Raw genomic sequence first — 25,635 nt, 5'->3', positions numbered from 1 at the left:
TCCTGCTTATGCGCTTGTTTATTTTTAACGCGAAATACGTGAAAGGGAAGCTGAGTTAACGGGGTGCGAATGAAAAAAAGTTGGATTTCCCGCCAGATTCGGTGCTATAATGGACCCATAGCCGATCATTGATGATTAGTAATGCGAATTGCTGAATCATCCTGATCACTTCCATAGTTTATGGCGGGACGGATAATGGGCATCAGTTGATGCTTGATCATTAGCCCACCATAAAACAATTTGTGCATGTATTTGCCCAGATTGTTTTATGGTGGGCTTTATTATTTTTGCTGGAGGTTTTTGGGAGATGAAAAAAGTAAGCTTCGTATTAAATCAGGAGCAGCATGAGGCAGAAGAAGGGACGCGAATCCTCGATTATTTGCTGGAACATGGCATCGAGCATCCGCACATCTGCTATTCGCCGATTTTAGGCCCGATCCAGACTTGCGATACGTGCATGTGCGAGATTGACGGCAAAATCATGCGGGCCTGTTCGACTGTGATCGAGGATGGAATGAACATCCTGACTGCTTCCGAACTGGCAAAAGGCGCTCAAAACGAAGCGATGGACCGCATTTTGGAAAACCACATGCTGTACTGTACCGTGTGCGACAACAACAACGGAAATTGCCGCGTGCACAATACGGCAGAGCTGCTGGAAATCGACCACCAAACACGCCCGTTCCGCGGAAAAGAATACGAAGTGGACATGTCGCATCCGTTTTATCGCTATGATCCGGATCAATGCATTCTTTGCGGACGTTGTACAGAGGTTTGTCAAGACTTGCAGGTCAATGAAACGCTCACCATCGACTGGGAACGGGAAATCCCGCGAGTTATCTGGGATGACAATAAATCAATTAATGAATCCTCGTGCGTGTCTTGCGGTCAGTGCGTGACGGTTTGCCCATGCAATGCCTTGATGGAAAAATCGATGCTGGGCGAAGCGGGCTTTATGTCCGGGATCAAAAAAGATTTGCTGAACCCGATGATCGATCTGATCAAAGAAGTCGAGCCTGGTTACAGCAGCATTTTCGCGATCTCGGAAGTCGAAGCGGCGATGCGCGAAACGCGAACCAAGAAAACAAAAACCGTGTGTACGTTCTGCGGGGTAGGCTGCACGTTTGAAGTATGGACGAAAGGCCGCCACATTTTGAAAGTGGAGCCGACGGAAAACTCTCCGGTCAACAGCGTCTCCACATGTGTCAAAGGCAAGTTCGGTTGGGATTTTGTCAACAGTGACCAGCGTTTGACGACGCCTTTGATTCGCAAGGGAGATGCATTTGTACCGTCTACGTGGGATGAGGCGCTGTCCCTGATCGCCGAGCGAATGGGCGCAATCAAGCAAACGTATGGCGGAAAAGCTCTTGGATTCGTCAGCTCCTCCAAAACGACAAACGAAGATGCGTACCTGATGCAAAAACTGGCGCGTCAAGTGTTTGAATCGAACAATGTCGACAACTGTTCCCGCTATTGCCAATCGCCTGCCACGGACGGATTGCTCGCCACTGTAGGACACGGCGGTGACTCAGGCACGATCAAAGACATCGCCAGTGCCGGACTGGTCATCATCGTCGGGGCGAACCCGACCGAAGGCCATCCTGTTTTGGCAACACGGGTGAAACGGGCGAAAAAATTGCACGGCCAAAAACTGATTGTCTCTGATTTGCGCAAGCATGAAATGGCAGAACGCTCCGATCTGTTCCTGCATCCGAAACAAGGAACCGACTTTGTCTGGCTGACGGCGGTTGCGAAGTACATCATCGACCAAGGCTGGCACGACAAGGCGTTTATCGAGCAGCGGGTGAACCAGTTTGACGAATATCGCAAGATGCTGGAAAAGTACACCTTAGATTACGCCGTCGAAGTAACCGGACTGCCCAAAGAACAGTTGATCCAGACAGCGAAAATGATTCACGAAGCGGATGGCACTTGCGTCTTGTGGGGAATGGGCGTGACGCAAAATGTCGCTGGCTCGCATACGTCTGCCGCGATCTCCAACCTGCTTTTGGTGACCGGAAACTACGGCCGACCTGGTGCCGGAGCCTATCCGTTGCGCGGGCACAACAACGTCCAGGGCGCTTGCGACATGGGCACGCTGCCTACATGGCTGCCAGGGTATCAGCATATTACCGATGACGCAGCGAGAGCCAAATTTGAACAAGCATACGGCGTAACGATCTCCAATAAACCTGGTTTGACCAACATCGAAATGCTGGAAGCAGTCGAAAAAGGCGAGCTGAAAGCCATGTACCTGATGGGCGAAGACATGGCTTGGGTAGATTCCAACGCCAACCACGTGCACGATACGCTCGGCAAGCTTGACTTTTTCGTGGTACAGGATGTATTCCTGACCAAAACGGCGCAATTTGCCGATGTCGTCTTGCCCGCGTCTCCATCGCTGGAAAAAGACGGCACCTTCGCGAACACAGAGAGACGTATCCAGCGTTTGTATCAAGTGTTGGAGCCGCTGGGTGAATCCAAACCGGACTGGGCGATCATCCAATCGATCGCACAGCGCATGGGAGCCGATTGGAACTACCAGCATCCGAGTGAAATCATGGACGAAATTGCCAGTCTGGCACCGCTGTATGGCGGAGTATCCTACGAGCGCCTGGAAGGATGGAACAGCCTGCACTGGCCGGTACAAAAAGACGGCACGGATGAGCCGCTTCTGTACAAAGAGCGCTTCAACTTCCCGGACGGAAAAGCAAGACTATCCACAGTGGAATACATTCCGCCAGTCGAGTATCCGTCGGAATTTGACCTTACCTTGAATAACGGACGTTTGCTGGAACATTTCCACGAAGGCAACATGACGAATAAATCGAAGGGAATCCAGTATAAATTGCCAGAAGTATTTGTGGAAGTTTCCCCTGAGCTTGCGCGCGAACGCGGTGTGCAAGACGGTTCATTGGTGCGTCTCGTCTCGCCATACGGAGCGATCAAGCTGCGGGTGCTCGTGACAGATCGGGTAAGCGGCAACGAATTGTACGTGCCGATGCACTCCGTCAGCCATGAAAATGCGATCAACTTGTTGACAGGCAGCGTGGGAGACGTTCGCACACAGACACCTGCTTACAAGCAAACGAAGGTGCGCATGGAGTTCCTCAAAGAAAAAGGCATGACTCCGTTGCCTATGTACAATCCGCGCTATGCGAAGCGCAACCCGCAAATGGGCGTCCAGGTCGAGCGCAAGTGGGCGAGAGAAGATTATGTACCGATTGCGGAAGTAAACGTTGCGGGAGGCGAAAAATAATGGCAAGACCGATCACGAAAATCGTAAAACCAGAGGTTACCGAGGAAGAAAAGCAAGCGCAAACGGTAGATCGTGTCCTGGAATCTCTGGCGCAAAACCCCGAGGGCATTCAGGCGACGATCAAGCTGCTCCAGGAGCTGCATGACAGCGGCATCCTGGGAGCGCTCAACGCCGCCGTCGAGGCGAAAGAGGATATTGCCAAAATCGTCGTCGGACAAATGGTGCGTCCGCCTGTCACGAACATGATCAATAACGCGATGGCAGCAGCGGGAGGCTTGACAGAGCTTGATCCTGACATGACGAAAAAGCTGATGTCCGGTGTGACCAAAGGGTTGCAACGGGCTGACGAAGCGCTGCAATCGGGAACCAAGGTCGGCATTTTCGATTTGATGAAAGCACTGCGCGATCCGGACATCAACCGCGCGATGGGCTTTGGCATCAACCTGTTGAAGGGGATAGGGGAAGGGCTAAAAGAATGAGGAGAGCCGCAGCAATCCTGATCAGAAGGAGGGCAGAAGCTTGGATGCGAACAAATAAAAACGAAGCGTCAATCGTACGCTTCTATCAAATGATGCTAAACGCGTCTCTGATCATTCTTGGATTGGTACTCAGCTTTTATTTGTTGCGTGAGCTGTACGCCATCGTAGTAGATGCGGTGCAAGGCAATACTAATGTCCATGATATTTTGGAAAAGGTTCTGGCCTTTTTTCTGTATTTTGTCTTTGTTTCGATGATCGTCAAATATTTTCATGAAGCGTACCACTTTCCCCTGCGCTATTTGATTTATATTGGAATTACGGGTACCGTGCGCTTTATTATCGTCAACCGCGACGATGCCATGAACAATCTGATTTTGTCGCTGGTCATTTTTATTCTGGTGATCAGCTATATCATGCTGGCCCCCCGGCAAAACAAGGCGGGGGAAGCAAAGGAGATAATCGAATGACGAAAAACCTGGAACATCAATTCAGCATGCTCGTCCGCGAAATCCGCAAAGAACACGTCGGCAACGGCCCGCGGGAAATTCTCACCCGCTTTTGCGGCCCCTGGGTCATCTGCGAGATGAAGGGAAATCTGACCAACGTAGAAAAGTTCATGATTCTTTCCGAAGACGGCAAGCGCATGGTCCACGAGGCGCGCACCAAGCTGGTCAAGAACATTTACCACGATCAGGCGGTCGTAGCGAAGCTTGAGGAATTGATTGATGCCAAGATTTTGCGGATTTTTTCGGATATCAGCTTGGAAGAGGATATCGCCATGACGGTCTACGTATTGGACCGTCCTCTCGCATGATCGAGACTTGGAGGAAAGGCAGGGAGCTTTCGTGATCCAACCCGTCTTTGTTTTGTCGCCTGTCCTGCACTATGAAAACGGCTCTATGCAGGAAAAAGAAGATTCAATCGTGACAGAGTCGCCCATTACGATCGTGCTGAATGACGAGGAATTTGCGACTCTCGTATGCAGCCCGGAATACATCGAGGAGCTTGTCATCGGGTTTTTGGCGTCCGAAGGGGTGATTCAGAGCTATCAGGACATTACGGACCTGTTCATTGACGGGCCAACCGGATTCGCTTACGTTCGCGCTAAAAATGTAAACACGTATAACCAGATGTTTCATTCGAAAAGGTACGTGACTTCCTGTTGCGGAAAAAGTCGGCAAAGCTTCTACTTTTACAATGACGCCCGAACGGTGAAAAAGCGGGATGACACAGCCGTGACGATCTCGGCGGCTGACTGCTTTCGCTTCATGCAAGCGATGCAGCAATCGGCTACGCTTTTTCAGGATACGGGAGGGGTGCACAATGCTGCCCTGTGCGATCCAAACGGGATTGTCGTCTCCCGAATGGACATAGGCAGGCATAATGCCCTCGATAAACTGTACGGCTACAGTTTGATGCATGCAGTGTCCGTTCATGACAAGGTCATGGTGTTCAGTGGCCGGATTTCTTCCGAAGTATTGCTGAAGGTAGCCAAGATCGGCTGCAGCATCGTTTTGTCCAAGTCAGCGCCGACCGAATTGGCGCTTCGTCTGGCAGATGAGCTCGGCATTACTACCGTTGGCTTTATTCGCAATCAGTCGTTTAATGTGTACACCTGGCCTGAGCGAATCGTGCAGGAAAAAGGGGGGAAGTCCAGTGATTCCCAGTGAATTAGTGGACTCGTTTGGCCGGATTCACGATTATTTGCGCATTTCCGTGACAGATCGCTGCAACTTGCGGTGTGTGTACTGCATGCCTGCTGATGGCATGGAATTTGAACCCGCAGAAAACATTCTGTCTTTTCACGAGATTACCGAGGTTGTCAGAGTTTTGGCCGAAATGGGCGTGAAAAAAGTGCGGTTGACCGGCGGAGAGCCGCTCGTCCGCAAAGGATTGGAAGAGCTGATCGAGAGCGTAGCGGGGATACCGGGAATCGAAGATATTGCGCTGACGACCAACGGCATTTTTTTGGCGAAAAAGGCCAAGAAGTTAAAAGAAGCGGGCTTGAAGCGCATCAACATCAGCCTGGATACGCTGAAGCCGGAGCGTTTTTCGCTGATCACCCGCGGGGGAGACGTCAACCGCGTCCTCGACAGCATAGCGGCGTGCCAGCAAGTCGGGATTCAGCCGATCAAGCTGAACGTCGTGCTGATGAAGGGAATCAACGATGACGAGATTGCAGATTTTCTGCGGCTGACCATCGATGGTGCTCTGCAAGTCCGCTTTATCGAGTACATGCCGATCGGCCACAACGACACGAGATGGAAACAGTCGTATTTGCCGTTGTCCACCGTGCTGGATCGTTGCAAGGAAATGGGCTGGAAAGTCGCAGAGACGCATGATGGCTGCGGCAACGGGCCTGCGCAAACGTTTCGCATAGCAGGTGCCAAAGGCAGCTTTGGGCTGATTCATCCTGTGAGCGAGCATTTTTGCGAAACGTGCAATCGGCTGCGCTTGACGGCAGATGGCAATATTAAGCCGTGCCTGTACTGGTCAGATGAATTTAACGTCCGCAAATGCATCGGCGATGACGAAGCGGTTCGTCAGCTTTTTTTCAAAGCGCTGAGCATCAAGCCGCAAAATCATGAAATGGCCTTGGCTTTGGCGGGGGAAAGTCAGTCGCACGTACCAACCGTAAGACGTATGTCGCAAATCGGAGGATAGTCGACATGGAAAAAGGGGCAAGCGTCAACCGTTTTCGTCGAAATACCGTCCAGGTGGAGGAAGCGCAGCGCAGAATCGAGCAGCATCTGCGTCCGCTTGGCGTGGAACAAGTTTCGTTGGAAAATGCCTACGGCCGCACATTGGCAGAGGATGTGTTCGCGCCTTCGCACATGCCGCATTTTCGCCGCTCCGGGATGGACGGTTTCGCTATTATGTCCAGTTCTACCAAAGGAGCGTCGCCTGAATCTCCCGTCTGTTTGGAAGTGATCGAGCATATTCCGTGCGGCTTTGTCCCGACGAAAGCCGTCTCGCCCAAAACGGCTTCGCGGATCATGACAGGGGCGATGGTACCCGAGCAAGCAGACGCCGTGATCATGCTGGAAATGACGGAGGAGAGCGAAAAAGAGGGCAAAACCTGCATTTCCATCCGAAAAGAGATTCCGCCCGGCAAAAATCTGACTCTGATCGGTGACGAAATCACGCAGGGCGATTGTGTGTTGCAGAAAGGAACAAAAATTGGCGCAGGTGAAACGGCGCTGTTGGCTACATTCGGTTTCCACCATGTCCACGTATGCAAGCGTCCGACGATTGCGATTTTCGCAACGGGCTCGGAGCTTTTGCCTGTGGAAGCGCCACTGACGCAGGGGAAAATTCGCAACAGCAACTCCTATATGCTGCAAGCGTTGATCCGCGAAGCAGGAGGAATCCCTTTGCTGATGGGCGCCATCCCGGATGAAGCGGCGAAAGCGCAGTCGCTTGTCTTGGAAGCATTTTCTCAAGCGGATTTTGTCGTGACATCCGGTGGGGTATCGGTAGGCGACTACGATATTTTGGTAGACCTGTTTCAAAACTGGGACGGAGAAATGCTGTTTAACAAAGTAGCGATGCGTCCCGGTAGCCCGACGACGGCAGGCGTTTGGAACGAGCAGTTTTTATTTGCGCTGTCAGGCAATCCGGGAGCGTGTTTTGTCGGTTTTGAGCTGTTTGTCCGCCCGGTTATTTTGGGGATGCAAGGCCAGTCCCAGAGATACCGGCAGGAATGTACAGCCTTTTTGGGAAAAGAGTTCAGCAAAGTCAATGCCTATCCGCGCTATGTTCGCGGCAAGTCTTATGTAAGCGAAGGCAAGCTATTCGTTGAGCCTGTCGGAATGGATCAGTCAAGCGTTACCGTATCGATCAAAGATTCCGATTGCCTGATCAAGATTCCCGCTGGCGGGAAAGGAGTACAACAAGGAGAGCTTATCTCCGCTCTCCTGCTCAAAGGGTAGCGAGCGTGCCGACGCATTTTTTGGATCGAGGAGGCACCATTGCAAAAACTGTTAAAAACAATGTTGTATTGTCATCAAGCCACGACGAATCTCATGATCGACACGATTCATTCGCTCATCACCAGTGTGAATGCTCGCGATCCGTATACGTACCAACACTCGCTCAACGTCGGGTTTTACGCCTGGAAAATCGCCAACCAGTTTCAACTGGGCGAAGAGGAATGTGCCAATATGTATATCGCTGGCCTGCTGCATGACATCGGAAAAATCGGTACGCCAGATTCGATCTTGCGGAAATACGGCGAGCTGACGAAGGAAGAATGGGAACTGATCAAGAAACACCCGGAGACAGGGTGCGCGATCGTGCAAATGATTGGCCCGCTGCAAAATCGGGGAATCGATCAGACGATTCTGTACCATCACGAACGGATGGATGGGCAGGGCTATCCCCATGGCCTTTCTTCAGCAGAGATTCCGCTCGGCGCCAAAATCGTCTCTGTAGCAGAAGCTTTCGATGCGATGACAACCGTTCGACTGTACCGTCCCGCTCTCCCATACGGCGAAGCAGTCGAGCAGTTGATCGACGGCAAAGGAACGCAATTTGACCCGATTGTGGTTGATGCCTTCCTGAAAAGCATGGCTGATCGCAGCTGGTGGGACTGATTCCTTTAAAAAATAACGACACGAAAGACTTTTGTGCAAAAAGTACCGGATCAATCAGGTGCTTTCTGCCCGCAAAGGTCTTTTTTGTGTGGGAATGTTCATAAAAACAGCGGCGAAACATGTTTTTTCAATGCTAATATAGGGAAAAAGCATCAGGGGAAGAGGAATCAGGAGGATTGACCCCATGAAATATGTGAGTGTGGATCAAGTCGAGCCTGGAGATGTGCTGGCTCGCAGCATTTATACAAGCGAGGGCTTGACGCTGTTGCAGACGGGCGTGCAGCTGACCGTCGGAATGATTAACAAGTTGCGTCGTTTCGGGGTGACGATGCTCAGTATCAAAGACCCTTTTTTCGACGAGATCAAAGAACAGGAAGTCGTGACAGAGACGACGAGAAAAGATGCGATCCGCAATCTGTCCGGGGCGATTGCATGTGTCCAGTCGGGCAAGCAGTTCGACGTGCGCGGCATCCAAAAGTCGGTCGGAAATATCGTCGAGGAGACGCTGCGCAATCGCAAGGTGCTGCTCAATCTGGGGGAAATTCGCACGACCGACAACGCCCTGTACATCCATTCACTCAATGTTTGCATGATGGCGACGGTCATGGGCGTGGGTCTCGGGTACAACACGACGCAGTTGAAAGAACTGGCGATTGGCGCCCTTTTGCATGACATCGGCAAACTGTCGGTCGACAAGGAAGCGCCTGCCTACAAGAAAAACAACAAGACCAATCATCATACATGGCTAGGGTTTGATATATTGCGCAAAAAACACGAGATGAGCATCGTGTCTGCGCACGTTCCCTTGCAGCACCACGAATGGGTCGACGGGACAGGCGTGCCCCGCGGCCTCAGCGGAGACGAGATTCACGATTTCGCCAAAATCGTCTCGATTTGCAATTACTACGACAATCTCATTTCGCCTTTTTCCGAAGAAGAGGAGACGATGGCGGCCTATGAAGCATGCGAGCAGGTCATGGGATTGGCGGAAAAGCGTTTCGATCACAAAATGGTCGTTCATTTTCTGCGCTCGATTGCCATGTATCCGACCGGAACGTCACTCAAGCTGAGTACAGGCGAAGTCGGCGTCGTCATCGACCAAAACCGCGGCTTGCCAGCCCGCCCTGTCGTCCGGGTCATCCGGCGAGAGCAGCAGGCCAATCGGCGGATGGCAGAGGATCACGAGATTTGCGACATCGATCTCGGCGCAGAGCCTACCATTTTTATTACAGGGGTGATGGAATAGCGCACAGCCAGTCCTAAGGGTTTTTGGAATGCCAAGATCAGGGAATTCCCCTACATACATAACTAGGGAGCAAGTCTACAATGAAAGCAGGCAAAAAGTCGTAAGAATCGACTTTTTGCGACGAAGAAGAGGAAAGGACGTGTCCTTATGTCCCGTATTCTAGTACCAGTAGATTTTTCTGCACAGTCGATCCAGGCGGTTCGCTTCGCTCTTGCGTACGCCAAAAATAAGCATGAATTGACCTTGCTTCATGCCATTCCTCCATTTCCTTCACGCAATGTCGTAAGAAAGCTCGGACAACAAAGCGTGGAAGATTTTCAATTGGACGAAGCAAAAGAAGATTTGAAAAAGTTCCTCACGATCGTAGAAGAGGCAGGCGTTCCTTACGAGCTGGAAATCGAGTTCGGAGAGCCGCATGAAGTCATCTCCAAGCACGCTACGAACGGCGAGTATGCCGCGATCGTGATGGGGACGCACGGATATGGCCGGATTACCGGATTCTTGCTGCAAAGCGTCAGCTACCCAACCATTCACGATGCGCAGTTGCCTGTGTTCCTCATTGCCGAGGAGACAGATGCCGACAGCTTCCCATGGCAAAAAGTTTTGATCACGGTGGACGGCTCGGAGCAAGCGAAAAACGCGGCGCAAAAAGCAATCGCTTTGAGCGAGGGCATTCCTGGCGTTTCTTACCTGCTCCTGAGTGTCGTCACTCCTCCTGTTGCTTACGCTGGTGTGTACGGTGTAGGCTGGGAAGACACAGCGACTCTGGAAAACTGGGGAAAAGAAACCGTTCGCACTTGCGAAGAAGTGCTGGAAGCAGCGCAAATCCCTTATGAGAGCAAAGTCGTGATTGGCGATCCTGCAACAGCGATTCGTCAAACAGCCGAAGAGGAAAACGTTGGCCTGATCGTACTCGGCCACCATGGCCTGGGCGGCATCGCGGGCACTTTGCTCGGCAGCGTCACCTTCAAAACGATCCACCGCACCAAAACACCGCTGTTGATCGTCAAATCATAAGCTCATTTATGAACTGGCAAGCTGTCCGCACTGCGGGCAGCTTCTTTGCTTTCCAGGGCGGCGGCATCCGAGGCGGTTTCCCACGGAATCCGCGAGCATCCCCAGGCAGCGACGAGGACGATGGCACCTGCGATTACAAACACGCTGATCAGCGAGGTCATCTGCATGAGCGGGCCGGCTGCGAACGAACCGATCATCATCAATCCGACGAGCAGCGGGGTAATCGTTCCGTTTACCCGACCAACGTACGCCTCGTCGACGAACTTGATCATGCGCATGCCGATCACGATTTCCAGAAAAGCCATCCCGATTCCGGTGAAAAAGCGCATGGAAGCTGTCACGACAACCCAGACAGACAAGGCTTCCACCACGATGGAAAGCGCGAAGAAGATCAAGCCGCCCGTGATGACAAAACGGCTGTTCAAGCGTTGCACGGACAAGGAGGCGAATACGCCGCCCACAAGCATGCCCAACCCTTCCAGGGCGACAAACCATTGGACCGATTCTTTCGGCAGCTGGAGCCGCTCCGTGACCAGGAACACTTCGAGCGGGTTGATCAACCCAGAGGCCAGGCCGAGGCAGGCAAAGGCAAGCGCAATTCCGCGCAAGGACGGGTGGTTTTTGACGTAGGCGAAACCTGCCTTGATCTCGGAGAAAAGTGTGCCGTTCTGTTCTTCTGGAGCTGTTGCAGCGTTAGGAAGCAGGCTCAAAATGAGCGTGGAGAGCAGAAACAGAGCTGCCATGGCTATCAGCGAAGGGTAGATGCCCCATTGTTCGTAAAAAAAACTGCCGATGACCGGGCCGCCAAGCAAAAAGAGTGCGCTCATGCTTTGCGAGATGGAGACGGCCACTCCGACGTGTTCTTCCGGAATGTGTCTTTTTAACAGCTTGGCAGACGACGGCTGGGAAAACTGGGACACGACTGCCGAGATGAAAGTAGCGAAAAAGACGGCAACCCACATCCCGTGCCAGAGCAAATACACGATCAGCAGCACGGACAAGGCACTTAACAAGTTGCCCGTCATCATCGTCCGCTTCGGATTCCAGCGGTCCGCAAGCGCCCCGCCGATGATCGAAAACAACAAGATCGGCACAAGCTCGATCGCGGTTAACAGTGACACGGCGGTCGGATTGTTGCCGCTCGTTTCCATGACGTAGTACAGCAAAGCCATATTCCTGATCCAAATCCCGATATTTTCCAAAGTATCGGTGACAAAAACGGTCAAAAAGATCCGGTTTCCCCAAATCGATTTCATTTCAACCACTCCCGCAAGAAATTAAACCGAACGTTCGGTCTAAATAAACCTGAAAAAAAAGCTACTTGGCGGCGATACCATGCAGCAAAATATCAATTCCTCTTTTCATCAGGTCAAAAAGGTTTTCTTCGCCCATATTCAAGCCGACATTGATCAGGCCCGTTATGTACCCTTCCAAAATCATCGCCAATTCCCGAGGGTCGCCATCAGCAAGTTCCCCGCGCGCGATGCCCTCCTCAAAGATCGGGATGTACAGCGTGTAGGAAGAAGACAGCATCGTCAGGACCTGTTCCATGATGGCTGGATCGGCAAGCTGGCTTCCGGCAAACTCTTCTCCTGCTCGGCGAAGCGGGTGGGACAAAAAGTCTTCCAGCAAAAAAGCAGCCAGGGCATACAGCTTTTCGACAGAGGTGGCGTGCTGTTTTTCTTTTTCTTGCCACAGCCCTGACCATTCCGTGTACTGCTTCTCCAGCAAATACAAAAACAAATATTCCTTGCTTTTGAAGTGGTAGTAAAGGCTTCCTTTGCTCGCACCAGTCGCCTGGCAAATATCTTCAATGGAAGTCGCCAGGTAGCCTTTTTGCGAAAACAGCTCGGTTGCTTTTTCGGCGATATGTTGTTTCGTTTTCTCCCCATCTAGGCGGCGTCTGGACATGATGCAGTAAACTCCTTTTTATAAACTGAACGTTCGGTTTAATAAAAGTGTAGCGGAAATGCGCAAGAAGTGCAAGGGCTGTTTGCCGGAAAGGACGTGTGAGAAAGCAGGAGCCAGGGAAAAATGAAGGGAGCGTACGAGGGGGGAAGAGCGATGCAAATCGGGTGTCACGTCAGCATTCGCAACGGTTACGAAGAGGCTGCCAGAACGGCGCACAAGGAGGGGGGCGCTTCTTTTCAGTTTTTCCCGAAAAACCCGCGCAGTCTGGGAGTCAAGTCGTTTGCTTCCCGCGATGCTGCGGCTTGCCGGGCGTTTTGCGAACAGCACGGCATGCTGGCGATTGCCCATACCGCTTATCTCGTCAATCTGTGTGTCGAGACGGCCGATTTGTACGAGGTAACGGTCGCTTCGGTGCGCAACGATCTGGAGATTGCGGAGGCGTGCGGGGCGCTCGGCGTCGTCGTCCATTTCGGACAGGACAAAGGACCGGATGTGCTTGCCGGATACAGACGCATGATTCAGATGATGAACGAGATTCTCGCTGGCTGGAGCGGACAGGCCAAGCTGCTAATTGAGAACAACGCGGGGCAGGGAAACCGGATGGGCATTACGCTGGAAGAATTGACGCAAGTGCGGCAATTGCTCGCGGAACCAGAAAAGGTCGGGTTTTGTCTCGATACGTGCCACGCGTTTGCCAGCGGGCTGTGGAACGGGGAAAACTGGTGCGAGGTTGCCGAGCGGATGCGCGAGCTGGACTACTTTTCTCATCTGCGCGCGGTGCATTTGAACGATTCGGTCTATCCGAGCGGCTCGTTTCGGGATCGGCACGCCCCAATCGGAAAAGGGATGATTGGTGACGAGGCTTTCGCGGAGTTTCTGCGCACGCCTGAGCTGCACGGCTTGCCGATTGTTCTGGAGACAGCGAGAGGGACAGACGGCGGGCACCGGGAAGAAATCAGACATGTGCGTCAGTTGGCGGGTGAGTGGCAGGCTTGACCATATTGTGATACAGTGTGAAATGATGTGATGTGTGGTCAATGAGGGAGGAGTTACCAATGGCAAAACGGATCAAAGTGACGATTGCTGACTTTGCTTCGCTGAAAGAAGTGTTGAACAACCCTGAGGAGCTGGCGCTTTACGAGACAGCGAACGGGAATACATACGATGCCGATATCCAGCACGACGGGTTCGCTGTCATCGATGTGACAGAGGACGACTATATCGAGCTGGCACCAGGCGAATACCAGCTGATGATCGAGGAATGGACAAACGCGGGACAAATCGGGGATTTGACGCTGCAAACGAAGTCCGATCCGGCTGACGACACAGCTTTGCTCTACCGGAGCGTGGATGCGGCGGGCAATGAAGTGCAAGCGCCGCAATCGCTGCCGAAGCAAGTGGTGGAGCTGGTCGCGAAGACGTGGTTTGGCAAAACCGCCAAGAAAATCGAGGAATAAGTCAGACGAAAAGGTCACAGAAAAGAGCGCTCACGTGTTGAGCGCTTTTTTGCTGTTCCGTGGATGGGCTGCGAACAGCTGACAGCCCGCAGACAACTGTGTAGCTGTGAACGGAATGTCCGGCATGCTTTTTTCGCGAGTGCAAGTGGTCAGCCCTTTTACCAGCGACTTGCAGCAGGTTTCGGCTTGTCCACGGCCGCTTTTCTCAAGCGTCCTCCTCGTCTTCCAAGGCAATCCCGTATTTCTTGATCCGCCGCATCAGCAGCGACTGTGTAATCCCCAAAGCGGCTGCCGTCTTGCGGGTTGTCTTGTGAATGCGCAGCGCCTGCATAATAAACTCCACTTCGATTTTTTCCATGCGCTCCGTCAGGGACAGCGAGCCTAACGTGAGGATGCCTTCCTCCAGCTCGCGAATACTGCGTTGTTCTTCCGGCAAATCGGTGACAGAAATCTCGTCGAGCTTGGAGGTGATGACGATGCGCTCCACCAAGTTTTCCAGCTCGCGCACATTTCCTGGCCAGTCGTACTGGTGCAGCACATCCAGCACATCTGACGTAAACCGCCGCTTCTGGTTATGCTTGGCGTTGAATTTTTGCAGGTTGTGGTGCAAGAGCGGGAAGATGTCGTCTTTGCGCTCGCGCAATGGCGGCACGTTGATCGGCAAAATGTTCAGTCGGTAGTACAGGTCGTGCCGGAACTTGCCGAGGCGCACCAGCTCCTGCAAGTTCGTGTTCGTGGCGGCGATGATGCGGATGTCGGCCGTGTAGGTTTTCGTGCCGCCGATCGGCATGAATGTTTTGTTTTGCAAAAGCAGGAGCAGCTTCGATTGCAGGTGATAGGGCAGCTCGCTGATCTCGTCGAGAAACAGCGTGCCTTTGTCCGCCATTTTGACCAAGCCGATTTTGCCTGAATGGTTGGCTCCGGTAAACGCCCCTTTGTGGTAGCCGAACAGCTCCGACTCGATCAACGTTTCCGGGATGGCACTGCAGTTCACATGGATAAAAGGTCCGGTGCTGCGCTCGCTCAGCTGGTGGATTTGCTCGGCGAGATGGCTTTTGCCCACGCCGGTTTCCCCTGTGATCAGGACAGTCGTATCAGCCAAAGCGACTTTTTTGATCAGCTCCATCAGCGCCAGATAGGAGCGGCTGTTGCCGATCAGCGTCTGCGACGAGCTTTGATTCGCCTCGCGCTTCATCAGTTGCAGCTCCTCGCTGTAGCGTTTGAGCAGGGCCACGGTTTCTTCGAGCTGCGAGCTGGCCCGCGCCGCTTCTGTGATGTCGCGGGAATGGGCGACGATCAGCTCCGGATTGCCAGCTTCATCAGGGATGATATGCCCCGTCACGAGAAATTTTCCTCTGCTGTTCACCAGCTGGATTGTCGTCGTCGGTTTGCCGGATTCGAGGACGAGACGTGTCACAGACGGGCTGAAAATGCCCATCTCCTCCAGATCTGCCACGTTTTGTCCGATCAATTCTGCTTTGGGCATGCCGCACAAGTTTTCGCTCGCTTTATTCAACCAGAGAGTCGTGCCTTGCGCATCCGAGATGAAAATGCCGTCCGCCAGCGAGTTCAATATGTCGATGAAGCGATCGACAGACGACAGGGCCAAAATCTCCGCATCTTTTTCCATTGGCGATTCGCTCCCCCCATTTTTGAACTGATTGTACAAGATGAAACCGTCCGTTGTATAGTGAGTCGGATTTGAAAAAATGTGAGTCGATATCAATTCGGCGTAAACAAGCCTGTTTTTCTTGATTTCGATTCAAAAGTGAGTCTGATTCGATTCGTCAGAAAAAACATAGTTTCGGCAATTTTCGCTACGATTCAGCATTTGCGGCATTGGCACGAGACTTGCTACAACGAAGAAGACGAAAGCGACTTTGCCCAATAATCAAGAGAGATAAGGAATGGCCATGCTATGCTATCAAAACTGGTGACGCGCGACCAAGCAATGGAATGTGTGCAAGACGGGGCACGGCTGATGTACGGCGGCTTTGGGACGATCGGTTCTCCGGCCTTGCTGATTGATGCGCTTCTGCAAAAGGGAGTGCGCGACCTGACCTTGATCGGGATTGACGCCGGATACCCCGATGTGGGGATTGGCAAGCTGATCAGCCACGGACGGGTCAAAAAGCTGCTGACGACCCATATCGGCTCCAATCCCGAAGCAGGTCAGCAGATGATGGACGGACGTCTTGCGGTAACATTTTGCCCCCAAGGCATTTTTGCCGAAAAAATTCGCGCCGGGGGCGTGGGCATACCCGGGATTCTCGTCGATGCGCGCATGTGGGGAGAAGCGACAGACGGCAGGGAAGCGGTGCTGTTCGAGGGAAAGCCCTGTTGGATGGAGCCGGCGCTGACGGCGGATGTGGGCATCGTCTACGCGAAACAGGCGGACACGTACGGCAATCTCATCTACGACAAGTCGGCGAGAAATTTGAACCCGCTGGTGGCGATGGCGGCGGAAATCACGATCGCTGAAGTGGAAGAAATCGTTCCGGCAGGCGAGCTGGACCCGGAAAAAATCGTGACGCCAGGCATTTTTGTCGATTACATGGTGAATCGCAGCGGGGGGAACAGCTGATGCGACTGACAATGGATCAACGCAACATGATTGCGCGCCGGGCCGCAAAGGAAATCGTGCCGGGAATGGCCGTGAATCTGGGGATCGGGATTCCCGAGCTGGTCGCTGATTTTATCCCGAACGAGTGGCACGTCATGTTCCATTCTGTGAACGGCATTCTCGGAGTCGGGCCTACGCCGATCCAGGGCGAAGAGGATCAGCATATTTCCAACGCGGGGGGAGCGCCAGTCACAATCGTTCCGGGGGCTTCCTACTTTGACAGCACCGTCGCCTACGGCATGATCCGGCGCCGAAAGCTGGATGTGGCTTTTATCGGGGCGCTGCAAGTAAATCGCCGCGGAGATTTGGCGAACTGGATCGTTCCCGGGACGAGGGTTCACGGGATCGGCGGTGGTGCCGAGCTGGCGTTTTACGCCAAAAAAGTGATTGTGCTGATGAGCCATGTGACGCTTTCCGGGGAGCCGAAAATTCGCAGGGAATGCACGTTTCCGCTGACAGCCAAGGGCTGTGTCGACCTGATTGTCACGGAGCGGGCGGTCATTGAGGTAACGCCAGAAGGGTTGATGCTGACGGAGGTGATGTATCCGTATTCATTGCAGGATGTCATTTACCATACCGGAGCGCCGCTTTTGATTTCCGAACATTTGCAAATGGTGGAGTAATGAAACAGTTTGACAGACATCATAAGGGGGCTAATTACTATGAAAAAATCACTCAAAGCCGTTGCAGGAGTATTGTTTTCCTTGTCACTTCTCGTAGCAGGATGTGGACAAGAAGCGTCGACTGGCAATACCGGAGGACAAGGTAGCGCAGCTGCGGGTTCCTCGATGACAAAAGAAGCGGGCGTGTTCACTTTCGCGGCTTCCGGTGAATACCAGCCGTTCAGCTATTTCAAAGACGGGCAGTTGACCGGATTCGATATCGAGATCGGCAACGAAATCGCCAAGCGGCTGAACCTTACACCGAAAGCGGTTACATCGCCTTTTTCCGGCATCATTGCCGGGGTAAAAGAAGGGCGTTACGACGCAGCGATTGCCAGTCATGCCATTACAGAAGAACGCAAACAGCAAATTGATTTTGCTGATCCATATTATTTGTCCGGTGGTCAACTGTTCACTCGTCCGGACGGCACAACTTCCACACTGGAAGAGCTGAAAGGCAAGGAAGTTGCGGTTGCCCTGGGCACTACGCACGAAAAAATGGCGCGCGAGTACACCGACAACATCAAGACGTACGACAGCGACGTGACTGCGCTGCGTGCCCTGGAGCAAGGAAAGCACGATGTGGTCATTACTGATAGCGTGGTCGGGGAAATCGCGATTGGCCAAGGCTTGAAGATCAAGAAAAGCGGAGCGCCGCTGTCAGAGGTTCAGCATGGAATTGCCGTGCGCAAAGGAAACACAGAACTCTTGAACAAAATCAACGAGGTGCTGAAGCAAATGCATGAAGACGGCACTTACAAACAGTTGAGCGAAAAGTATTTCCAACGCGATATCAGCAAAAACGAGTAGTTTGACGCATCGGTTCGACTGCCTGTCATCTGCGGGCGCAAAGCTGCGGGTGACAGGAACATTTTATCAGCGAGGGGTGGCATCGAGTGCCCAGTATTTCACATTTGACCGAAGAGTTTTTTCGCACACTGCCGTTTTTTTGGAAGCCGCTGCTGCTGACGTTTGAGCTGACGGTTGCTTCCGTCATCGTAGGTTCGATTATCGGGCTGTTCGTCGCCCTGTTGAAAGTGTCCAAGTTCAAGCTTGGTCAAATCATCGCCAACGTGTATATCATGGTCATTCGCGGCACGCCGCTGATTGTGCAAATTTTTGTCCTCTATTTCGGTTTTTACAAGATGATCGATCTCGGTCAATTTTGGTCAGCGGCTTTGGCTCTGGCGATTCACAGCGGGGCGTACATCGCAGAAATTTTCCGCGGCTCCATCCAGTCGATTGACAAGGGCCAGATGGAAGCAGGCTTGTCGCTCGGGATGTCCTCGTCTCAAACGATGCGTAGAATCATTTTGCCACAAGCGATGAAGCGTTCGATTCCGCCGCTCGGCAACCAGTTTATTTTGTCGCTGAAGGAATCGTCGCTGGCGGCATTTATCGCGATGGATGAGCTGTTTTCGCTGGCTCGCCGTCTGTCAGCAGAAACCTTTGACGAGATGACGTACTTTTTGATCGTCGCCTTGTACTATTTGGTGATTGTCATGATTTTCACGTATGTCGTCCATCGGATGGAAAAGCGGTTGGCCAAAGGTGACGTGTAGAGCAAAGGGGCGAAAACAATGGAAGACAAGCAAGTCATGATTCGCGTGCAAAACTTGAAGAAGAGCTTTGGACAGGTAGAAGTGTTGAAAGACGTCACATTAGAGGTGGCAAAAGGCGAGGTCGTCGTCTTGATCGGGGCGAGCGGCTCCGGCAAGAGCACATTGATTCGCTGCATCAACTTTTTGGAAATCAAGAATGGCGGAGATATCTTGATTGAAGGAAAGAGCATCGATCCGAAAAAGGACGATTTGACCAAAGTGCGGCAAAAAGTCGGCATGGTCTTCCAGCACTTCAATCTGTTCCCGCACAAAACCGTGTTGGAAAACGTCATGGAAGCGCCGCTGATCGCGAAAAAAGCGGACAAGGAGCAAACGAAGCAGGAAGCGTTGCAGCTTTTGCAGAAGGTAGGATTGTCAGAAAAAGCAGACGTCTATCCATCCTCGCTGTCAGGCGGTCAGAAGCAGCGGGTGGCGATCGCCCGTTCGCTGGCGATGAAGCCGGAGATCATGCTGTTTGACGAGCCGACATCCGCGCTCGATCCGGAGCTGGTCGGCGAAGTGCTGGAAACGATGAAGCAGCTCGCCCAGGACGGGATGACGATGATTATTGTGACGCATGAAATGGGATTCGCCAAAGAAGTAGCGGACTGGGTCGCTTTTATGAACCAGGGGAAAATCGTGGAGATGGCGCGCCCGGAAGAAATTTTCAACAATCCGAAAGAAGAGCGGACACGCGAGTTTTTGAATCGGGTTTTGTAAGGTAACGAGGCAACAGCGAAAGGGAGCGTAGCGATGAGAGAAGTAGTCATTGTCGCCGGGGCGCGCAGCGCAGTTGGCGCTTTCGGCAAAAGCTTGCGCGACGTGCCGGCAACGGAGCTGGGACGGCAAGTATTGGAAGGCTTGATGGAAAAGTCCGGCTTTTCCAAGCAGGAAGTCAATGAAGTGATTTTTGGCAACGGTTACGTGCACGGCGGCGGTCTGAACGCGGCCAGGATCAGCTCGCAGCTCGCCGGATTTCCGCGCCAGGTGTACGGGCATGTCGTGATCAAGGCGTGCGGATCGGGCTTGAAGGCGATCACAAGCGGCGCACTCGCGATCATGGCCGGGCAGGAAGATGTCGTCGTTGCCGGCGGCGTGGAAAACATGAGCAATGTCCCGTACTTGGTGAAAAACCGTTGGGGCAGCAAATTCGGCAATTTGACGATGGAAGACGCTCTCTTGGCGGACGGCTTGATCTGTTCTCTGGAAGGCGAGCACATGGGGATCACAGCGGAGCGGCTCGCGCTCCAGTACGGGATTTCCCGCGAAGAGCAGGATCAGTTCGCTTTTGACAGCCATAAAAAAGCCGCAGCCGCCATCGCCGCAGGCAAATTTGCCAGCGAGATCGTGCCGATTGCAATCAAGGAGCGCAAAGGGACGCGCGTCTTTGACCAGGATGAGTCGGTGCGTGCGGATATTAATCTGGACGATTTGGCGAAGCTGAAAAGCGTCTTCCAAAAAGACGGCACGGTTACGGCGGGCAACGCATGTCCGATGAACGACGGAGCAGCAGCCGTCTTGATGATGTCGCGGGAAAAAGCGGAGGAAGCGGGTCTTAAGCCGCTGGTCAAAATCAAGACGTTTGCCAGCGCAGGAGTGGAGCCGGGCGTAATGGGAATCGGGCCTGTCCCGGCGACGCAAAAAGCGTTGGAAAAAGCAGGTCTGACACTGGATGACATCGGGCTGATCGAGCTGAACGAGGCGTTCGCCGCACAAGCGCTGTCCGTCATCAAAGGGCTGGAGCTGGACCCGGCGAAGGTCAATGTCAACGGAGGCGCGATCGCACTCGGTCACCCGGTCGGAGCGACAGGCGCCAAGCTGACCGTGACGCTGATGAACGAAATGGTGCGCAGCCGCGTCAAATACGGCATGGTCACGCTCTGCATGGCAGGCGGAATGGGTCTGTCCGTCATCTATGAAAACATGACGCTGTCTTCGTAAGGCCAAGCATGTAAGCGAAACAAGCACAGCACATAAAAAAGCCCCGTCAGAGAGCCGCTTCGATTTAGCGGCATTCTGGCGGGGCTTTTGTGGTGGTCGGGATCAGCGCTTTGCAGTCTACTCATGTGTGCACATGCGACTGACGTAGAGTCAGGTAGATCAAGCATTCAACTGCTCGCTCGGACGCTGTCACTCTGCGAGCATGACAGAAGGCGTCGCCGTCCGCACGAACACCAGCGCATCAAACGCTTTTGCCGGAACCATTTGCAGCGTGCACATTTTCTCGATGCTGCCATACCAACTGGCAAACATGTCGCCGATGGCGCTGATCGGCTGGGCGCGATTCACGTAGGCGGAAAAGGCTGTGTCCTGGCGGGTCTTGGCAAAATCCAAAAAGCCATCCGCCATTCCGGTCTTCGCGAACAGAACGGCTAGTCGCTGCTCCCCGCTGTTTTTGACATGGAACAGCTTGCGTTCATTGGTTGACGCGTCTTTGGCCAGAAACGAGCTTTCGTAAAATTCGCTGCCGATCGCGTAATACTGGTCGCCCCACGTTTTCGCCAGATGGGCGCCCATGGAGGCGATGATGCCTGCCGTTGTCGACGTTTTTTCGATGTGTCCGTTATGTCCGGCGATAAACAGTTGCTGGCGTCCGTAAAATTTCTTTTCAAACGCGAGAATCCAGTTGACCCGGTCGGCCATGAAGCGGTCGCGCGTGCTGCCGTAAGGGACGTTCGTTCCGTGCAAAGTGGCATTTTGCATGATCGATTCGGCATAGGCGACAGCCAGCTCGTAGTCTTTTTCCGAGCTTTTGGCGATGTAGGCGGTTTTGTTTTGCTTGATTCGTTCGAGCATGTGGCGAGTCGAAGCAAGGCTCTCCTTTGCGAGCTTTTCGTCGGACACGGTTTGATCGGTCAGCTTGGCGAGTGCCTTTGCCGATTCAGAAGCAAGCGCAGGGTCGACTTTTTGCAAGTAGGCGAAAAGCCTTGTCTTGTTGTGATCGTAGCGCTGCATGTCAAATCCGTAAAAATGGATTTTTTGGTCGGCAGGCTGCTTTTCATTGTAAGTGCGCATCCAGGACAGCAGATCGGCCATTTCTTGCGTGTTGTAGATGGCGAAGCCGATCGCCTTTGCCGCATCGTTTGCGGTTACATGTCCACCCAAAAGGAAGTCGTTGACCTTCTGGGCGCCGCCAAAATCACCTTCGATGGCAAACACGCGATAGCCTTGCTTCTCGACTACATGCCGGAATACGTCCAGCTTGAGCGTAGTGAACTGCTTGTTTCCGTGCGTAGCTTCGCCAAAGCCGATAATCGTCTTCGCGGGCAGCTCCATTTTCGCTACAGGAACGGCATATTTTTGCAAAGAGCTTTGCAGGGAGCTTGCAGCAGGGGCAGGGGTGTCAAAGCCAGTCAGGACGCTGAGCATGAGCAGCAAGCTTGCGGCGATCAAAACAATTTTTTTCATAACAATCTCACTTTCTGTAGGGCGTTTTTCAAAAAGAATCTGCTTCACAACGGTTGTCTGTCTTCATTCGTGTTGAGCGAGCAGATGTTGTTGCAGCGTAACGGCGATCTCGGTGGGGTTCTCCACCTGTACGACAATTTTCCGGTATTTCGCATGTCCTTCCAAATCGAGCAAAAGCAGATGATTCGTCCGCTCGAAGGAAAGGAAGTACCAATCGTTTCCGTAGAGGAATCTGCCCGCATATGTGCTGGAAAAAGGAATCTCCGTTCCCGGCATGCGCAGCGTTCCCGGCTCGGGAGTAAAAGAATCGACTTGAACATGCTTGATGAATCGATACGGCATGGTAATGCGGTTCTCGAATGCGATCACCGCGCGCCAGCCGCTGAGCGCCAACGTGCACTCCGACGGGCCAAACTGTATCGTTCTGCTCACATCCACTCACCACCAATGACGTTTTTCTTTTTATTATCGCAAAGCATGACAAAAAATGGAACGATTTAGGTGGTGAGATATCGGCAAGCGAGCCGTGGCTGCTGTTTTCCAAAAAGGAAAGCCGGCGTTTCCTGAGAGCAGGAGGCAGCCGGCTTTCGTGATCTTGCGACAGTTACATTTCCTCTGGAGCAGCCAGTCCGAGCAGGCGCAATCCTTCTTTCAGGACAGCGACTACCGCAGCTACGAGCTGGAGGCGGGACGCTTTGACGTCTTCTTCCTCGGCCAAAATGCGCACGTTGGCGTAGAACTTGTTGAACGATTGGGCAAGGTCGATGACGTACTTGCCGATTTGCGACGGATCGAAATTGTCGCTGGCCCGTTCAATCACTTCCGGGAAGCTGTTCAGCAAAGTGATGACTGCCCACGCTTCCTTGCTGTCCAATGCATCTGGTACGAGGCTGGCAGCCGTTTGCGGCTTGTACTCTCCTTTGCGCAGAAGCGAGCAAGCGCGCGCGTGCGTGTATTGCACGTACGGCCCTGTCTCGCCTTCAAAGGTGAGCATTTCTTCCCAGGAGAAGTTGATGTCGTTCAGACGGTAGTTTTTCAGGTCGTGGAAAATGACGGCACCGACCCCGACTTGGCGGGAAACTTCGTCCTTGTTCGCGAGGGAAGGATTTTTCTCCTCAATCACTTTTTGCACATCGGCAATCGCCTGCGCCAAAACTTCTTCGAGCAGGACGACTTTTCCTTTACGCGTGGACATTTTCTTGCCGTCTTTGAGCATCATGCCGAACGGGATGTGATGCATGTCGGCGGACCAGGCGTAGCCCATTTTCTCCAATACTTTGTAGAGCTGCTGGAAGTGGAGGCGCTGCTCGTTTCCTACGACGTAGAGCGCTTTTGCGAAGTCGTACGTCTCATGACGGTACAGGGCGGCTGCCAGATCGCGCGTGGCGTACAAAGTAGCGCCGTCCGACTTTTTGATCAGGCATGGCGGCATGTTGTACTCATCGAGACTGACAACCATGGCGCCGTCCGATTCGGTCAGCAAGCCTTTTTCTTCGAGCAGGGTGACGACGCGATCCATTTTGTCGTTGTAGAAAGCTTCCCCGTGCGTGGAGTCGAAGGAGACGTTCATCAGCTCGTAAATTTTCATGAACTCCTTGAGCGATTCGTCGCGGAACCATTTCCACAGATGCTGCGCCTCGGCGTCGCCATCTTCCAGCTTTTTGAACCATTCGCGGCCCTGGTCTTCCAAGGTAGAGTCGTTTTCAACTTCTTCGTGGAAACGCACGTACAGGCTGAGCAGTTCTTTGATCGGCTCCGCTTTGACTTTCTCCTCGTCACCCCACAGGCGATAGGCGACGATCAGCTTGCCGAACTGTGTGCCCCAGTCACCCAAGTGGTTGATGCGCACAGGCTGGTAGCCGCGTTTTTCCATGATGTTCGCAATCGCGTTTCCGATGACGGTCGAACGCAAGTGCCCCATGGAAAACGGCTTGGCGATGTTAGGGGAGGAGAGGTCGATCGGCACTTTGCGGCCTTGGCCTGCTTCGCTGCTGCCGTAAGCGCTGCCTTGTGCCAGGATGGTGCCAATGACTTGCTCCGCCACGTTTTGCTGATCGAGAAACAAGTTGACGTATGGGCCGACCGCTTGTGCCGAGCGCAGCGGCGCACCTTCTATTTTTTCCGCAAGCTCTGTCGCGATCATCGGCGGAGCTTTGCGTAGTGCTTTTGCCAATTGGAAACATGGGAAAGCGATATCTCCCATAGCCGGGTTTGGCGGTGTTTCCAGCATATTGTACACCGTTTCTTGCGAGAAATCGTTCACACCGAGTCCGGTGAGGGCCGCGGCGATTTTTTCCGCCACTTGATGTTTGTAACTCATGGTAATTCTCCTTTCAGATGGGAAAAGCTTTGGAACGGAACGTTTGAAAAATAAAAAAACCTCTACGTCTCCTGTAAAAAGAGACGAGAGGTTGTGCTCCCGCGGTGCCACTCTTGTTGTTTTTGCCTGCATGATTTGGTTGAGGCAAAAACCGCTTTGCGCTGCTGTAACGGGCAGACCCGGCAAAACCCTACACAATCCAGACGCTTACATCTATAGCGTCAGATGTTCAGGCCGCATCTCCGAGGGGCGCTTCCGCACTTGGTCAGGCATCGGGCTTCCACCATCCCCGATTCGCTACAGCCGTAAGTCCAAGGGTACTGTCCTCATCAACGATTCGCTTGTTTACCTAGCATTATAGCCGTTTTTGGTGCTTTTGTGCAACTTACTCTTCCGGTTTTTTCAAAATCTTGTCGAGTGCCGCGAAATACTCCTGCGTCAGCTTTTCTCTTTCTTCCGCCGTCAAGTTTTCGGCATGCATCCATTGCGCCTTGTACTGCTCCAGTTTTTCCACCATGGCCAGCTCGGCAGCCGCTTCTTCTTCCAGATCGTAATTCTCGGATGGATCAAAAGGGATCAGCCGATTGTCGTTGCCGCTGCGCAGGTAGGAAGAGCGCCAGTTTTCCGGGAAGTGGTAATCCTGATCGCCAAACATCAGACCGAGAACGTCGTCGGAGTCGAGTGGCAAAAAGTGATCGTAATTGTCCCTTCTGCCGCCTTCGGACAGGTTGATATGCGACAAAAAGTAGCGCAAATAGTGTTCACCTGTTTCGGTATGCTTTACGATGGAATATGTTTCAAACTCGGATGTTTCCAGTTCCTTTACCGTCTCTATACAGGACAAAAACTCGTCTTTTTCACAAGCGAGCAAAGTGTTCATCGTCAATCGTTCCTTTCTAGGGGTTAGGTAAGCCTCATGATAGCAAAAGCGTTCCGCTCTGACAACGAACGCAGTGCGCGCAGGTGTCGTCTTTTCCGCTGAAAACAGAGGCCAGGAAAAATAAATCGCGATTTCTGTCACAAAAAGCAGGCTGCTGGATCAAATGGATATCGTTTG

25 protein-coding genes and 1 other annotated feature are annotated in these 25,635 nt (G+C 52.8%); of the genes, 18 read left to right on the top strand and 7 right to left on the bottom strand.

From position 1 onward, the window contains the following. Nucleotides 1-307: 307 nt before the first annotated feature. The 10 genes from fdhF to IRJ17_RS21735 all read left to right on the top strand — a co-directional run bounded on the left by fdhF (nucleotide 308) and on the right by IRJ17_RS21735 (nucleotide 10,596). Nucleotides 308-3,259 carry a formate dehydrogenase subunit alpha gene (gene fdhF / locus IRJ17_RS21780; RefSeq protein WP_173595624.1) on the top strand — a complete coding sequence of 984 codons (2,952 nt, stop codon included), beginning with the start codon at nucleotides 308-310 and terminating at the stop codon, nucleotides 3,257-3,259. After that, nucleotides 3,259-3,738 (top strand): helical membrane plugin domain-containing protein, encoded by a 480-nt coding sequence (locus IRJ17_RS21775; RefSeq protein WP_173600090.1) that lies wholly within the window; start codon nucleotides 3,259-3,261, stop codon nucleotides 3,736-3,738. The genes fdhF and IRJ17_RS21775 overlap by 1 nt, the downstream gene beginning before the upstream one ends. Nucleotides 3,739-3,782: 44 nt before the next feature. Further along, nucleotides 3,783-4,205, top strand: a complete 423-nt coding sequence (locus IRJ17_RS21770) for a phosphate-starvation-inducible protein PsiE (RefSeq protein WP_122965717.1) — start codon at nucleotides 3,783-3,785, stop codon at nucleotides 4,203-4,205. Beyond that, nucleotides 4,202-4,552 carry a Na-translocating system protein MpsC family protein gene (locus IRJ17_RS21765; protein ID WP_122965718.1) on the top strand — a complete coding sequence of 117 codons (351 nt, stop codon included), beginning with the start codon at nucleotides 4,202-4,204 and terminating at the stop codon, nucleotides 4,550-4,552. Before IRJ17_RS21770 ends, IRJ17_RS21765 begins: the two co-directional genes overlap by 4 nt. Before the next feature lie 34 nt (nucleotides 4,553-4,586). Further along, the gene (gene fdhD / locus IRJ17_RS21760) at nucleotides 4,587-5,408 is read left to right on the top strand and encodes a formate dehydrogenase accessory sulfurtransferase FdhD (RefSeq protein ID WP_242775318.1); all 822 of its coding nucleotides are present in this window, start codon (nucleotides 4,587-4,589) and stop codon (nucleotides 5,406-5,408) included. Beyond that, nucleotides 5,398-6,402, top strand: a complete 1,005-nt coding sequence (moaA, locus tag IRJ17_RS21755; protein ID WP_242775316.1) for a GTP 3',8-cyclase MoaA — start codon at nucleotides 5,398-5,400, stop codon at nucleotides 6,400-6,402. Before fdhD ends, moaA begins: the two co-directional genes overlap by 11 nt. Before the next feature lie 5 nt (nucleotides 6,403-6,407). Continuing rightward, a complete protein-coding gene (locus IRJ17_RS21750) occupies nucleotides 6,408-7,670 on the top strand; it encodes a molybdopterin molybdotransferase MoeA (RefSeq protein WP_242771893.1) in 1,263 nt (420 codons plus the stop codon). Nucleotides 7,671-7,709: 39 nt separating this feature from the next. After that, nucleotides 7,710-8,333 (top strand): HD-GYP domain-containing protein, encoded by a 624-nt coding sequence (locus IRJ17_RS21745; RefSeq protein ID WP_242771891.1) that lies wholly within the window; start codon nucleotides 7,710-7,712, stop codon nucleotides 8,331-8,333. A gap of 184 nt (nucleotides 8,334-8,517) precedes the next feature. Then, nucleotides 8,518-9,579, top strand: coding sequence for an HD-GYP domain-containing protein (locus IRJ17_RS21740; RefSeq protein WP_122965722.1), 1,062 nt, complete (start codon nucleotides 8,518-8,520; stop codon nucleotides 9,577-9,579). Nucleotides 9,580-9,726: 147 nt separating this feature from the next. Then, on the top strand, nucleotides 9,727-10,596 hold the full coding sequence (locus IRJ17_RS21735) for a universal stress protein (protein WP_122965723.1): 870 nt from the start codon (nucleotides 9,727-9,729) through the stop codon (nucleotides 10,594-10,596). Nucleotides 10,597-10,598: 2 nt separating this feature from the next. On the opposite strand, the gene IRJ17_RS21730 is transcribed toward IRJ17_RS21735, so the two are convergent. Beyond that, nucleotides 10,599-11,852 (bottom strand): MFS transporter, encoded by a 1,254-nt coding sequence (locus IRJ17_RS21730; protein ID WP_242771888.1) that lies wholly within the window; start codon nucleotides 11,850-11,852, stop codon nucleotides 10,599-10,601. A 61-nt stretch (nucleotides 11,853-11,913) separates the two neighbouring features. Further along, entirely contained in the window at nucleotides 11,914-12,507 is a 594-nt protein-coding gene (locus IRJ17_RS21725; RefSeq protein ID WP_242771885.1) for a TetR/AcrR family transcriptional regulator, read from the bottom strand. Between the two features lie 153 nt (nucleotides 12,508-12,660). Here IRJ17_RS21725 and IRJ17_RS21720 point away from each other — a divergent pair, with 153 nt between their 5' ends. Next, nucleotides 12,661-13,503 (top strand): deoxyribonuclease IV, encoded by an 843-nt coding sequence (locus IRJ17_RS21720; RefSeq protein WP_173599196.1) that lies wholly within the window; start codon nucleotides 12,661-12,663, stop codon nucleotides 13,501-13,503. Nucleotides 13,504-13,562: 59 nt separating this feature from the next. Beyond that, nucleotides 13,563-13,964, top strand: a complete 402-nt coding sequence (locus IRJ17_RS21715) for a hypothetical protein (protein ID WP_063227799.1) — start codon at nucleotides 13,563-13,565, stop codon at nucleotides 13,962-13,964. Nucleotides 13,965-14,169: 205 nt separating this feature from the next. Here the strand turns inward: IRJ17_RS21715 and IRJ17_RS21710 are convergent, their stop codons facing one another. Further along, nucleotides 14,170-15,594: a sigma-54 interaction domain-containing protein gene (locus IRJ17_RS21710; protein WP_122965726.1), complete on the bottom strand. Its 1,425-nt coding sequence runs from the start codon at nucleotides 15,592-15,594 to the stop codon at nucleotides 14,170-14,172. A gap of 288 nt (nucleotides 15,595-15,882) precedes the next feature. Here IRJ17_RS21710 and IRJ17_RS21705 point away from each other — a divergent pair, with 288 nt between their 5' ends. The 6 genes from IRJ17_RS21705 to IRJ17_RS21680 all read left to right on the top strand — a co-directional run bounded on the left by IRJ17_RS21705 (nucleotide 15,883) and on the right by IRJ17_RS21680 (nucleotide 20,791). Beyond that, nucleotides 15,883-16,548, top strand: coding sequence for a CoA transferase subunit A (locus IRJ17_RS21705; RefSeq protein WP_122965728.1), 666 nt, complete (start codon nucleotides 15,883-15,885; stop codon nucleotides 16,546-16,548). Then, nucleotides 16,548-17,210, top strand: coding sequence for a 3-oxoacid CoA-transferase subunit B (locus IRJ17_RS21700; protein WP_122965729.1), 663 nt, complete (start codon nucleotides 16,548-16,550; stop codon nucleotides 17,208-17,210). The genes IRJ17_RS21705 and IRJ17_RS21700 overlap by 1 nt, the downstream gene beginning before the upstream one ends. 39 nt (nucleotides 17,211-17,249) lie before the next feature. Next, entirely contained in the window at nucleotides 17,250-18,059 is an 810-nt protein-coding gene (locus IRJ17_RS21695) for a transporter substrate-binding domain-containing protein (RefSeq protein WP_173599195.1), read from the top strand. Between the two features lie 86 nt (nucleotides 18,060-18,145). Next, nucleotides 18,146-18,811 carry an amino acid ABC transporter permease gene (locus IRJ17_RS21690; protein WP_063227804.1) on the top strand — a complete coding sequence of 222 codons (666 nt, stop codon included), beginning with the start codon at nucleotides 18,146-18,148 and terminating at the stop codon, nucleotides 18,809-18,811. A gap of 18 nt (nucleotides 18,812-18,829) precedes the next feature. Further along, on the top strand, nucleotides 18,830-19,570 hold the full coding sequence (locus tag IRJ17_RS21685; protein WP_122965731.1) for an amino acid ABC transporter ATP-binding protein: 741 nt from the start codon (nucleotides 18,830-18,832) through the stop codon (nucleotides 19,568-19,570). Nucleotides 19,571-19,603: 33 nt separating this feature from the next. Further along, a complete protein-coding gene (locus IRJ17_RS21680) occupies nucleotides 19,604-20,791 on the top strand; it encodes a thiolase family protein (RefSeq protein ID WP_217021722.1) in 1,188 nt (395 codons plus the stop codon). Nucleotides 20,792-20,980: 189 nt separating this feature from the next. Here IRJ17_RS21680 and IRJ17_RS21675 read toward each other — a convergent pair whose 3' ends face one another. The 4 genes from IRJ17_RS21675 to IRJ17_RS21660 form a co-directional block, all read right to left on the bottom strand. Next, nucleotides 20,981-22,258, bottom strand: coding sequence for an erythromycin esterase family protein (locus IRJ17_RS21675; RefSeq protein ID WP_242771882.1), 1,278 nt, complete (start codon nucleotides 22,256-22,258; stop codon nucleotides 20,981-20,983). A 63-nt stretch (nucleotides 22,259-22,321) separates the two neighbouring features. Continuing rightward, nucleotides 22,322-22,690, bottom strand: a complete 369-nt coding sequence (locus IRJ17_RS21670) for a hypothetical protein (RefSeq protein WP_122965734.1) — start codon at nucleotides 22,688-22,690, stop codon at nucleotides 22,322-22,324. A gap of 172 nt (nucleotides 22,691-22,862) precedes the next feature. Continuing rightward, complete coding sequence (gene argS / locus IRJ17_RS21665; protein WP_122965735.1) at nucleotides 22,863-24,578, bottom strand: arginine--tRNA ligase; 1,716 nt, start codon at nucleotides 24,576-24,578, stop codon at nucleotides 22,863-22,865. Nucleotides 24,579-24,654: 76 nt separating this feature from the next. Continuing rightward, nucleotides 24,655-24,920: a binding site (T-box leader), on the bottom strand. A 43-nt stretch (nucleotides 24,921-24,963) separates the two neighbouring features. Further along, on the bottom strand, nucleotides 24,964-25,458 hold the full coding sequence (locus tag IRJ17_RS21660) for a hypothetical protein (RefSeq protein ID WP_122965890.1): 495 nt from the start codon (nucleotides 25,456-25,458) through the stop codon (nucleotides 24,964-24,966). Nucleotides 25,459-25,635: the final 177 nt, after the last annotated feature.

Origin of the sequence: Brevibacillus parabrevis (assembly GCF_022701015.1) — a bacterium.
Lineage (GTDB): Bacteria > Bacillota > Bacilli > Brevibacillales > Brevibacillaceae > Brevibacillus > Brevibacillus parabrevis.
The sequence above is the reverse complement of the archived record's forward strand: the minus strand, read 5'-3'. Positions and strand labels throughout refer to the sequence as shown.